Genomic DNA, 12,743 nt, shown 5'->3' on the forward strand with positions numbered 1-12,743 from the left:
ACGGGATGATTAAAAGCCTGCTATTTAAAGCTTCCTGTTACTCTAAAATCGTAAAAACTACTCTCATTTGGTAAAAACGACAGGAAGGTTTGTTTGTAAAAGGCTGGTATTCAATGAGGTGTTTTATTCTTCTTCGTTTCGGATCATCTGAGTATATTGCTTCGGGGTAAGCCCGGTCTGATCCTTGAAGGCTCGGTAAAAAGTGGCGGTAGAATTAAATCCGGATAATCTTCCAATTTCATCGAAGGAAAAAGAGTGGTTCTTCTGCAATTCAATCTTGGCACGTTCTACTCTAAACCGGTTGAGGAATGTAGAGAAGTTCATCTGAGTGTAGTAGCTAATGGTTTTGGATATATAGGTACGGTTGGAGTTGCAAAGTTTAGCCAGGTCACTGATGCGGAAATCGGGCTGAAGGTAGCATTCCTCTTTTTCAATAATGCTTACGATTTGCCTCCACAGCTCATAATGGTGGGTAAATGGTATGGTGTTTTCATCTTCCTCGATGGGCGTTGATATGTCAGGTTGGTTCCACTCTGCTGTTGGTGATTGGACATGATAACCTGACTTGGGCTTTAGCAGAGCTTCGAACTGACGCTGGGTTTCTTTTTCTTTAAGAAATAGCACCCTATAGCTTACTTGTAGCCTCCTGTGATTTTTTATCAGCATAACGACTGCTACTCCGAGGATAAAAATGAAAGCAAGGGAAAGCGTCAGTATGTTTCGCTGTGAACGCAGCCTGACCTGTTGGTTATTAATGATTTGGGCATTCTCTTTTGTTTCGTGGATGATTTGCAGCTCACTGACAATTCGGCTGGTGTTTTCATCGTATATGGAATCAAGGAAGTGTTCGTACTCCCAAAGTTCTTTCTCAAAAGTAGCAGCATCTTCGAGCTCTGACATCGCAATCAAATGATAAATCCATTTTCCCTGCTGGGTTCGGTTATTAGAGGGAGAGAGCGTATCGAGCCTTGCTCTTGCAGCCTCAAACTCACCTCTTGCAATCTCTAACTTGGCTTTAAAAACCTGAAGCCCTTCATTCAGATAGTAATACCCTTTTTCTTCAATCAGGCGGGTCGCTTTTTCCAGGTAGTATTTTGACTTCTCCTCCTCTCCGGCTTCATGATGAAAAGCCGCCAGATGTATGCATACATTCGTATACTCGTAAGTGTTGCCCGCTTGCTCATAAAGTTGTAGGGACCGCGTAAGCTTTGTTTCAGCCTTATAATCTTTAAGTTCCTCGTCAATAGTAGCTTCATTGTGCAAAACTAATGCCAGCCCTTCTGTGTTCCCGGCATCTTCAAATTTGCTCCTTGCTGATTCAAGGTAGGATCTGGCTTCGCTGAATTTGCGCTGATGAATAAGAAGCAAACCAATATTTAATTCAGATTGGGCTATGCCATTTTGATTGCCGATGCTTTTTTCCAGTTCTAAAGAAGCAAGATAGGCCGCTAAGCCTTCTTCATAACGGTCTGTCATGTCATAGACGATCCCCAGGTTATTGAGTAACTTCCCTTTGAATAAAGGTGACTGCTCCGCATAACCAGATTCCAGCGCTTTCAGGTATGCATTTCCGCTTAGATAGTAGTTGCCGTTAAAGTAATGAGCGATGCCCATGTAGTAGTGCGCCTGAGCCAGAATGGAATCTTCTGCCGCCGGGGCTTCCTCCACTATTGTGCTCAGTATCTGTAGCGCAGAGTCAGGTTGCCCTGGCAGCAACGCCTTCACAGAATCAAGTCCGTTCTGTGCCGTAACGGATGAGGCATATAATAATGATGCTAACAGAAATGTTAGTAATCGATTCATCTATACTATCCCCCGATACGGGGGTGAAATAAATTTGAGAAGGTAAATAGAGGTGCTGTGTTAGCATCTCTAATGAAAATACTTTTGTCTGCTGAGCCCTCAGCTTTGTTTTTACACCAACGAGTGCGCAATATAGTAAATAATTGCCTCACCCACTGTTTGAAAGGGTGCCGGGCTACATTAGATTTTAATTAAATTAAATCCAAACCGCGCACGCTCGTGTGCGCGAGTTTGGCTGGTTGAAAAAAATCTGCTATGTTATATAGCATGGGAAGCGATCGTGGATACAGGCTCTCTTCTCCACAGCCACACAATCAGTCAAACCAAATCGCTTTGCCATAGCCCGTGCCCTCCAGCTCCTCCACCCGCGCTTTGAGCCTTTGGCTGAGCAGCCGGATAAGCCGGGTCCCAAAGGCCGTACCGCGATCCGTAACGGCAGCTGCCTTTCCTACGCCATTGTCCTGTACTTTCAGCAGGTAGCCGCCTCGCGCCGGCCGGGAAAAATGCAGACGGATTTCTCCCTGACGGTTATCCGGAAAGGCATACTTCAGAGCATTGGTAATCAGTTCATTGGTGATGAGGCCCACGGGGATGGCCGTTTCTGCATCCAGCTCCACCGGTTCGACTTCATAGCGGATTTGTATCCGACGGTCGTCCAGCCCAAAGGAATCTGCTACCGTTTCACCCAGTTCGTGGAGGTAGGTCTGCATATTCAGGGCGGCGGGCGTAGCTCCGGTGTAGAGCTGCTGATGGATCAGCCCCATGGCGTCCACCCGGTTTTGGCCTTCGCGTATGGCATCAAGGGCGTTTTCGTCCTGTATGTAGCGGGATTGCAGGCTAAGCAGGCTGGAGAGGACCTGCAGGTTGTTTTTGACCCGGTGGTGGATTTCGTAGAGGAGGGCTTCAATGGAGCGGTTTTTCTGCCGGATGGTCCGGTAGCCTTGCAGCAGCATAAGCGCCAGTACCAGGAGCAGCCCGGCTATGCCGACCGAATACCATCGGATGGTGCGTTCCCGGCTGAGTGCCTGTTGCTGCTGGTAAATGGTAGCCTCCTTTTGAGCCGTTTCGTAACGGGTCTGCAGTTCTGCCACTTTTTCATCTGCTTCTGCGGTGAACAAGCTGTCGTGGACGGCGGTGTATCTTTTGTAGTAGACGAGTGCCGAGTCGTACTGTCCCAGCCCTTCGTAGGCCTGAGATAAATTTATTAGGGCTTCCGGCCACTTGTACTGTTCTCCTGTCTGTTGCAACTGCTGCCACAGCGAGCGTACAATCGGAAGGGCTAAACCATACTCCTCCATCCGGATATAAATATCCACGATATTGTTCAGTGTGGCCATCTCCAAACTTACAAATCCGGTGGAAATGGCTATTTCGTTGGCTTCCTGATAATCAGAGAGCGCCTCCTCGTACCGCTCCATATATTTGAGAATATTCCCCCGGGTATTTTGCGACAGCGCGATATCCACAAGGTCACCGGCATTTTGACGTAGCTGCAGGGCTTCGTTTGCATAGTTCAGCGCGGTATCCAATTCATCTAACTGCAGGTTAATATCTGCCAGGAGTTGTGCAGTCACGCCAAGGTCAACCTCAGGTGCACCAGCAGTTTTTAGTTGCTCATAGCCACGGAGCGCATAGTCAAGGGCCTCCTGATAATTCCCCTGATTATAGAGCGCGTCCCCCACATCACTGTTGGCCATGCCAATCTCTGCCTCCTCACCGAGAGATTCCCGGATGCCCAGCACCTGAAAGGCGATGGTTGCCGCTTTCTCGTACTGCCCCAGATAGTTGGCTACCCACTGCAGTTTACTGAGTACCCGCGCCTGGCCGGCGAGGTTGCCGGAGGCTTCAAAAATAGCATTGGCCTGTTCAAAGTAATGGATAGCGGAGTCGGGCTGACTGGAGTTGGCATGGATACGGCCTATTGCGGTTAGCAATTCTGCCTTCTGGGTAGCTGTCGTTTCGTCACTGATGAGGTGCAGTCCCTGATAGCCATACTCCAATCCCTGTTCCAGGTCATATCCATTCATAAGGTGAGTCAGCTCAATGAGTACACTAAGGGAAGCCGTGTCTGACTGAGCAGTTTGGAGCGATTGCTCAAGGCTGTCAATGACCGGGGTTTGGCTGAACAGGGCTATGGGAAAGAAAAGGAATAGTAATGTTTTTTTGTGGTGTGTGTTCATAAATGTTTGGGCGTGAAAGTGTTGTCTGTAGGTGTAGGGCTCAAAGCATTTTGATACGCTCCTGCAGCTTTGCGCGGTAGGACCTGCCTACCGGGATTTTATGTTTTCCGATATATACATAAAGCCCTCCTATTTTATCGATCTGATTCAGGTTGACAAGATAGGAGCGATGTACCCGCATAAAGTCATTATTTTGCAGGATATCGTGAAATTTTTTCAGGGTTAGCGTAGCCAGATGGGTCCGGTCATTGGTGACGACCTTGCAATAGTAGTCGTCCGCCTCGGCCCAGAGGATATCCTTCAGGCGTACCTTGACCTGCAAGTCATTTGTCTTGATAAAAATGCAATCCTGCAGGGTTTTGGTCGCAAGGGAAGAGGGGGCAGGTGCACCTCCGGAAAGTTGGCCGGACTGACCAAGGGCCAGCTCAATGGCATGCCGCACGTCCCTTCCCCTGAAGGGTTTGGAAAGGAAAGCGTGCGGTTGTACACCTTTAGCGCGTACGAAAGTGACGTCATCAGCGTTGCTGGTCAGAAAAATGAGCGGGAAGCTATGCTTTTTGGCGATGATTTCTGCTGTTTCCACCCCGTCGAGCTCACCTTCCAGCTGAATGTCCAGCAGCGCTAAGTCTGGAATCTCCGATTGCAGAAGCTCCAGAGCCGCTTCTCCACTGCGGACGCTTCCGGTAATCCTGTAGCCCATCTCTATCAGGCGGTCTTCGAGGTCTGCCGCAATGATGGGGTCGTCTTCCACGATTAAAATACCAGGGTTAGGCATAAATTTAAGCTAAGATTACGGTCGCCGTTAAGTAATTAAACTATACACAAAGGAGCAAAATTTTGCTCACATCCGGGAAAGGGTATCTCTGACTATACTTTTAACCTGATATTCAGAAAAGGGTTTGCAAATTATTGGAAATTTCTGTTCGAGCATGTAATGGCTTCCAACAGTTCCGATGGGCAGCGTACTGCTCCAGATGACCGGCAATTCAAACTGCCAGTGTAGCTGGGTCGCCAGAAAAAGTAATTTATTGATATACTGAGGAGTGATGGCAATAATTGCCAGGTCGCTGTCAATGGCCCTGAGCGGATTGAGTACATTAGTGGGCAATCTTTTACTTGATAGATGATAGCTTTTCGAATGGTAAACCGCTCCGCCCATTTCCTCTATACATACTGATAAGTGCGCCGCTATAACCGGGCACGGCTCAATCAGGTAGACTTTAAACCGATGTTTCATAATGGGCAAAGATGATTCGGCTTCACGGCATTTTTTATTCTTTTTCAGTGAAGCCCCCTTGTAGCCCAGTAAAAAGCATTTAGAGCCAGGAATGACGCGCTTTGCTTTCTGCTTTGGGGGCGCAAGTACGGTCTTGTTTTGGGCCGTACTTACAATTGTGATCCCCCAAATTCTAAAACTTTCCGGCCTTAGTTCGTTTTTATCATCCTGATTACCTGAGAGGGCCATCCTTCCTGCCGCACCTCCATGAGGTACAGCCCGGACGGCAGGCTGCTCACGTCACACTCTGTAGCCACCTCGCCCGGCTGCAGTTGCCGCTGCCCCACGACTTGCCCCACCTGATTGCGCAGGATGGCCGTGCCCCCGCTTTCGGGGGCTTTGGAAAAGGCGAGGGTGAAGGCGTCTCGTGCCGGGTTGGGGAAGACACTGGCCTCCCGTTCTTCCGGCTGTGCTGCTGCGGCGCCATCATTGAAGAGGGCCAGGCTATTGCCACCCACGTTGGACTGCCACTGCACCCGGCTGAAGGTGGCCTGTGCCTGCCCGTTCGGGTCAGTGGTGAAGACGGCCAGCCCCATTTCCACGCAGGGCTGCATAGGCAGGTAAGCCTGATGGAAGAGGGTCCAGCTGCCGTTGTCCGAGGTGCGGTAGAAGGCCCGGATGTAGTCGTTCTGCCGCACGAGCCTTAGCCAGTAGGGGAAGGGTGCGAAAGAGGTATTGGAAGCCCTCGGCCCGTTGTCGGCAGTGCGGATTTCCCGCCTCAGCAGACTGGTGAGGTTGGAATACACGGCGACCATTTTAGCGCCCGGAGCGCTGCTTTCGCGTATCATGAGCCCGGCGTAGCCCCCGCTGACGTCCTCGATGCGGGCTTGAATACCGCCGTTGTTGCACAGCTCGCGCCCGATGAAGGCGAGGTTGTCGCTGTTGCTGGGGATGAGATTGTAGGCACCGGTGGATACAGTGAAGTCGCCCCGGTTAGGATTTTTACGTGCGCAGGGGGCGTAAGCGTAGTCGCTGCCGGCACCCTGATCGCCGATGTTGCTGGCGGCCCAGCCGGAGGGCAGGGCGGTGCCGGGTTCCACGCTAACCATAGCTATACATTGGTCTGTATTCCCACTGAAATCTTCCACCGTCACAGTGATGGGGAAGGCTGCCCCGGCCTGATCACAGGTAAAGAAAGCGGGAGGGAAGCTTACAGAAGCAATCCCACAATTATCACTGCTGGCCCCCGCATTATAAACATCGGTTGGCTTTAGCGCATATGTTCCGTTTGGCTCCAGGTTGACGGTGGTGTTAAGGCAAAGCGCAACAGGTGCTACGTTGTCCTCGACGGTGACAGTAGTGCTGCAGGTGCTGACGTTTCCGTTGACATCGGTGACGGTGAGCGTATCGGCATTGGCGCCGGCCTCTGCACATCCGAAGCTGGTCTGGCTGAGGGAAAGCGAAGCGACCCCGCAGGCATCGCTGGAGCCGTTGTCGGCTGCCGCTGCGGTAGTGCTTCCGTTGCCGTTGGCATCGAGCTGCACGGTGACGTTCTGGCAAAGCGCGGTAGGTGCTACGTTATCCTCGACGGTGACAGTAGTGTTGCAAGTGCTGACGTTTCCGTTGACATCGGTGACGGTGAGGGTCTCGGCATTGGCCCCGGCCTCTGCACATCCGAAGCTGGTCTGGCTGAGGGAAAGCGAAGAGACCCCGCAAGCATCGCTGGAGCCGTTGTCGGCTGCCGCTGCGGTAGTACTTCCGTTGCCATTTGCATCGAGCTGCACGGTGACGTTCTGGCAAAGCGCGGTAGGTGCGACGTTGTCCTCCACGGTGACGGTAGTGCTGCAGGTGCTGACGTTCCCGTTGACATCAGTGACGGTGAGGGTCTCGGCATTGGCACCAACCTCTGCACATCCGAAGGTGGTCTGGCTGAGGGAAAGCGAAGCGACCCCGCATGCATCGCCGGAGCCGTTGTCGGCTGCCGCTGCGGTAGTACTTCCGTTGCCGTTGGCATCGAGCTGCACGGTGAGGTTCCGGCAAAGCGCAACAGGGGCGACGTTATCCTCGACGGTGACAGTAGTGTTGCAAGTGCTGACGTTTCCGTTGACATCGGTGACGGTGAGCGTCTCGGCATTGGCGCCGGCCTCTGCACATCCGAAGCTGGTCTGGCTGAGGGAAAGCGAAGAGACCCCGCAAGCATCGCCGGAGCCGTTGTCGGCTGCCGCTGCGGTAGTGCTTCCGTTGCCGTTGGCATCGAGCTGCACGGTGACGTTCTGGCAAAGCGCGGTAGGTGCTACGTTGTCCTCAACGGTGACAGTAGTGCTGCAGGTGCTGACGTTCCCGTTGACATCAGTGACGGTGAGGGTCTCGGCATTAGCGCCAACCTCTGCACATCCGAAGCTGGTCTGGCTGAGGGAAAGCGAAGCGACCCCGCAAGCATCGCTGGAGCCGTTGTCGGCTGCCGCTGCGGTAGTGCTTCCGTTGCCGTTGGCATCGAGCTGCACGGTGAGGTTCTGGCAAAGCGCGGTAGGTGCTACGTTGTCCTCAACGGTGACAGTAGTGTTGCAAGTGCTGACGTTTCCGTTGACATCGGTGACGGTGAGGGTCTCGGCATTGGCGCCGGCCTCTGCACATCCGAAGCTGGTCTGGCTAAGGGAAAGCGAAGCGACCCCGCAGGCATCGCTGGAGCCGTTGTCCACTGCTTCTGCGGTAGTACTTCCGTTACCGTTGGCATCGAGCTGCACGGTGACGTTCTGGCAAAGCGCAGTGGGAGGCTGTTCGTCCCTGACCTCTAAGGAATAGCTGCAAGTTGCCGTTCCGGAGCCGGAGATCACTCGCCATTCGATTTCATGATGGCCGGGGTTGAAGGCCTGTTCGGAGCTGTTGGAAGGCATCCACCCGCTCCAGTCGCTGGCAGGGGCCTGGTTGGCATCAGTGGTGCGGGTACGGAATTCGAGTGTAGTGCCGCCGCAGGCATCGCTAATGGCCGGTACTGGCAAGGCGATGGTACTGGAGCAAGCATCCAGGTCGGTTACTTCGGAGAAGTCTGCCGGGCAGCTCAGCGAAGGCAGCAGGTCATCATTGAGGATGGTCCCGGTGGCGGTGGTATTGCCAAATACGACATCAAGGCTGCCGGCCTGCAGGTTGCTAAGGCTGATGGTGAACATCTCATCCGTCTCGATGAGGCAGTCGCCATTGACTGCCACGGTGATGAATTGTGTTTCCATCTCCATACCAGCGAATGAAAGGGTGCCGCTGTTAGCCACGTAGTCGCCATCGGAAACGGCTGCCGTACCGTCTGCGGTAGCGAAGTCAACGGTGAAAGGCATGTCTACTGCCTGGTCGAGGGCGACCTGGAAAGTGAAGTTGGTGGTGCCGTCATCGGTTTCGGCTTGTTCGAGGTTGGAGATGGTTAATGTGGCGGTATCGTCATTGAGGATGGTGCCGGTAGCAGTGTCCATGCCGGCGGAGAGTTGGTATCCATTGCCACTGAGCAGGGTGAGCGTGATGCTCTCATCAGGCTCTACGGTGTTATCGGCTACCGGGTCGAAAGTGATAGCCACGGAGCTGACCCCGGCGTCCATGAATACCGTGCCTGTGGTGCCATCGAAAGTGCCTGCCCCGGTTTGGCTGTAGTCGGTGCTGAAGATGGCCGTGCCGCTCGCGCTGAAGTTGACCGTTATGGGCGCGAAGGCACAGTCGCGGCTGATGGTATAGGCCAGGTTGCCGGCTTCGTCCTCGTCTACGCTGATGGGGTCGACGGAGATGGAAACGAGTGGTTTTCGGAATTCAATGTCCACATTATCGGAGGAGGACGGGCAGGAGGAACCATTGGAGATGGCCCATCTCAGGGTATAGGTTTGGCCGGGCGTGCCGGTGAAGCTGGAGTTGGGCGAAGCGGGGTCGGTGATGGCCCCTTGCCCATCGGCTTCGACAAGAATGCTCCACTGGCCCGTGCCCACGGAAGGCGTATTGGCGGCCAGGGAGGCGGTGCCGCACACCCCAAACTGGTCCGGGCCGGCATTGGCAGGGGTAGGCGCCCCTTCTAGGTTTACGGTGATGGGAACAGTCCGGGGGCAGCCCGGCGTGCCGTCCACGGAGAAGTAGAGCGTATGAGTGCCCGCGCCGATAGAGGAGGTGAAGGTATTGGACGATTGGTTGTAGCTGCCGGCGGGTGTGCTCAGGGCTTCGTCCGTGTACCAGGTGGCGGCGGCCGTGAAGCTGTTGGCACCGCCAATCCCGAGTGCGGGGCTTAGCCCGCTTTCGCAACCAGCGACCGTGCCCACGATGAGGTCGTTGTTGGTCACGTTCGGGATGGGGTTGCCTTGCGGGTACACGATGAAGCCGTCGTTGGTCAAGCCACTGTTGCTATGCGTATCGGTGGTATTGACGGTGAACAGGCCGGCGTTGGTGAAAGAAGCTGTATTGGATAGCGGCGCATTCATAAAGAGCTGGGCACAGGCGTCGTTCTGGAAAGTGGCCTGGTTTCTAATCCCCTCCGCTCCCGTGTTGCCCAGGGCTCCGAGATTGATTACCCCGGCATTGGTGAAGTTGCCACCTGAGAAGTTTCCGATTTCGCTACTCGTCGAGCGGTCGATGCGGATATGCCCTCCGGCGTTGTTGAAAAAGTTGCCGTTGTTTCTAAGGCCGTTTAGCCCGGTGCTTTCATGGGCTCCGATGGTGATCTCTGCCGCATTGGTGAAAGTACCGAAGTTCGTTATTCCTTCGAGTGTGGATCGGTCGATGTGGATATGCCCAGCGCTGTTGTTCTGGAAAGTAAAGCTGTTGGAAATGCCGACACTTCCTACGCTCTCATTCGCCCCGATGGTGATGTCCGCCGCATTGGTGAAAGTGCCAAAGTTGGAAATTCCATTGCCTGTGGAGCGGTCAATACGGATGTGGCCGCCGGTGTTGTTTTGGAAAGTAGAGCTATTGGTGTTGGAAATGCGGTACTGACCCAGGCTTGCCACGGCCCCGATGGTGATGTCGGCGGCGTTGGTGAAGGTGCCGACGTTGGTGATTCCATTGCCTGTGGAGCGGTCAATGCGGATATGGCCGCTGGCGTTGTTTTGGAAAACGGCTTGGTTGTAAATGCCATTATCCCCCACACTGGATACCGATCCGAGCACCAGTTCGCCGCTGTTGTCCACCGTACCTTCGTTGTTCAGCCCCGCTGTGAAATTTGTGGGCGAGGTATAGCTTGCTGAGCCATTGATGGTCAGGCTGGCCATCGGCTGTATGCTCAGCACCGCCCCGCTTTGCACGTGCACTGATTGGGCGAGGGCCGCCGTGCCGGCTGAGATGACGGGGTCGTTGGCCACATCCGGGATGATGACGGGATTATCGGCCGTGGGTACGCAGGCGGGGCTCCAGTTGCCGTCGGTGTGCCAGTCGGTGGAGACACTGCCCGTCCAGGTACGTTCGGCAATGCAGAGGCAGGGGTCGGGCGTAGCCTGGTACTCGTAGGCGCCCAGGTCCACCGTGCCGTTGTTGAAGAAGCGGGGGGTGCCTCCGAGATCGGTTGCTATGCCTGCGGGGACGGCCGTATTATCACCCGCGTCAATAGCCGGCGAACATGGCTGTAGCGCAAAGTTACCATTGGCGGCATCCACGAACAAGGGGTCTACATTCCCATCGCCGCCGGGGCAGTTGGCGCAGGGAGTGTAGCCGCTTTGTACGATGGAATTGCTTAAGGTTGGTATTGCTGCTCCATTGCTAAATTCTATTTGGGCGGAGGAGGATGGGGCTTGGTTCCCCGAAAAGTTACCCCATAGTATAGAATTTGTTAGGAGCACTTCAGTGTTTATTACATTACTAGCTAATCCTCCAGGAGTGCTTGATTGCGAGGAATTCCCATAAAATACACAATTAGTGCATGTGAAAGTACCAACTTCAACTTGTGCGCCACCACCATGGTTTCCTGCTATATTCTTAGCGAATATGCAGTTCACAAAAGTGGGCGAAGCATTGCTAGTGTAAAGACCGCCGCCATTTGAGTTGGCAAAGTTATTTCGTATGATACAGTTAATGAATAAAGGCGAGGCATCGGTGTTTCGAATCCCGCCGCCTTGACTGCCATTACCTAAATTAGGATTGTAAGCATTCTGTATGATAAAACCATTCAGGATGGCAGTGTTGTCTAAACCTCCGCTATGGTTATTAATTACCCGGTAGCTATTATCTGTATTGACTCCTACCGTACCGATATCCCCACTGAGCACAGTCTCATTCGCCGCCCAATCCCGTACACTAAAATCACCTTCCTGCCCCGGCAGGCCGGGAAAACCGCCGTAAATCCCCACGCCATTGATCATGGAAAAAGAAACACCCCTGTCGGTACCGGTAGTGGGCTTGTACGTCCCTTCCGCTACCCAGATTTGAGCGATGCCCGGATTGTTCCTGGCCTGGTTTAGCGCATCCTGCAGGTCGTTGAAGGCATCGGCCCAGGAAGAGCCATCGTTATTGCCGCTGGCATCGTCATTAACGTAAAGGATGGTGCAGCTTGATGTGAAATCGTAGCTGGACTGGTATTCATAAGCACCTATGTCAATCGTGGTCGCGCCGGTAGCATTGAATACCCGGGGATTACCATCGAGGTCGAGCGAACTGGAATTAGCCGCATTGTCCCCCGCATCAATAGCCGGGGAACATTCCCGCAGGCGCAAATCGCCGTTGGCAGCATCCACGAAAAGCGGGTCTGCATTCCCGTCGCCGCCGGGACAGTTGGAACAAGCACCGAAGCCCCCCTGCACGATAGAGTGGCTGATGGTGAAGTCGCCAAAAAAGTTATTGTTGCTATTGTCCCACAGGATACAGTTTTGCACCTGCGTGTTGGTGTTAAAGAAGTTACCCAACACGGCATTACGGGTGCTGTTGCCGCTGATGGTACAGTTGATGAGCAGGCTACCCCCACCGTCAAAGTCAAAAATCACCCCATCGCCTGCCCCGCCATTGGTATTTTGGGTGAACAGGCAGTTGGTGAATACGGGCGAGCAGTTGGTCGCATTGATGACGCAAGAGCCATTGCGGGCACCGAAATTGTCCCTGAACACGCAATTGTTGATGGTTGGACTGGCCTGGAAGTTGGACATAGCCGCACCTTCCTGGGTGGCAGCAGAAAAGCCATTGGCGTTGCCGCCGCTCAGGGTGAAGCCGTCGAGGACTGCCGAAGCATCAAGGTTACTGTTGTTGAAAATGTGAATGCTGTTGTCACTGTTGTCATCCGGCGTGCCGATGTCACCACTTAGGATGGTCTCGTATGCTACCCAGTCCCGGTCGGTAAAGACAGGGTCGCCGGTATTGGGGAAGCCGCCGTAGATAGCCACGCCGTTTTTCATCACAAAAGAAGCGTTACGGTCGGTGCCGGAGGTGGGCTTGTAGGTGCCTGCGGCTACCCAGACCTGTTCGACACCACAGGCTTCAATCATCGCCTGCAAATCACCGGAGGCATCAGCCCAGGAAGTGCCGTTGCCCGTGCCGCCTGCCTTGACGTAGCGGATGGGCACAGTCGGGATCACTTTAGCCTCTGTCCAATTGGAGCTAGT

General features: G+C 53.8%; 5 protein-coding genes. All 5 read right to left on the reverse strand.

Features of this window, described 5'->3' with window-relative positions; all coding sequences use genetic code 11:
* Positions 1-123 precede the first annotated feature (123 nt).
* Entirely contained in the window at positions 124-1,803 is a 1,680-nt protein-coding gene (locus tag IX84_RS19860; protein ID WP_081968859.1) for a helix-turn-helix domain-containing protein, read from the reverse strand.
* A gap of 314 nt (positions 1,804-2,117) precedes the next feature.
* Complete coding sequence (locus tag IX84_RS19865; RefSeq protein ID WP_044224806.1) at positions 2,118-3,983, reverse strand: sensor histidine kinase; 1,866 nt, start codon at positions 3,981-3,983, stop codon at positions 2,118-2,120.
* 40 nt (positions 3,984-4,023) lie between these two features.
* Entirely contained in the window at positions 4,024-4,758 is a 735-nt protein-coding gene (locus tag IX84_RS19870) for a LytR/AlgR family response regulator transcription factor (RefSeq protein ID WP_044224809.1), read from the reverse strand.
* A gap of 66 nt (positions 4,759-4,824) precedes the next feature.
* A complete protein-coding gene (locus IX84_RS33045) occupies positions 4,825-5,448 on the reverse strand; it encodes a hypothetical protein (protein WP_152605156.1) in 624 nt (207 codons plus the stop codon).
* Positions 5,409-12,704 (reverse strand): choice-of-anchor Q domain-containing protein, encoded by a 7,296-nt coding sequence (locus IX84_RS19880; RefSeq protein WP_238578309.1) that lies wholly within the window; start codon positions 12,702-12,704, stop codon positions 5,409-5,411. Before IX84_RS19880 ends, IX84_RS33045 begins: the two co-directional genes overlap by 40 nt.
* Positions 12,705-12,743: the final 39 nt, after the last annotated feature.

The organism is Phaeodactylibacter xiamenensis (assembly GCF_000759025.1).
GTDB classification, from domain to species: domain Bacteria; phylum Bacteroidota; class Bacteroidia; order Chitinophagales; family Saprospiraceae; genus Phaeodactylibacter; species Phaeodactylibacter xiamenensis.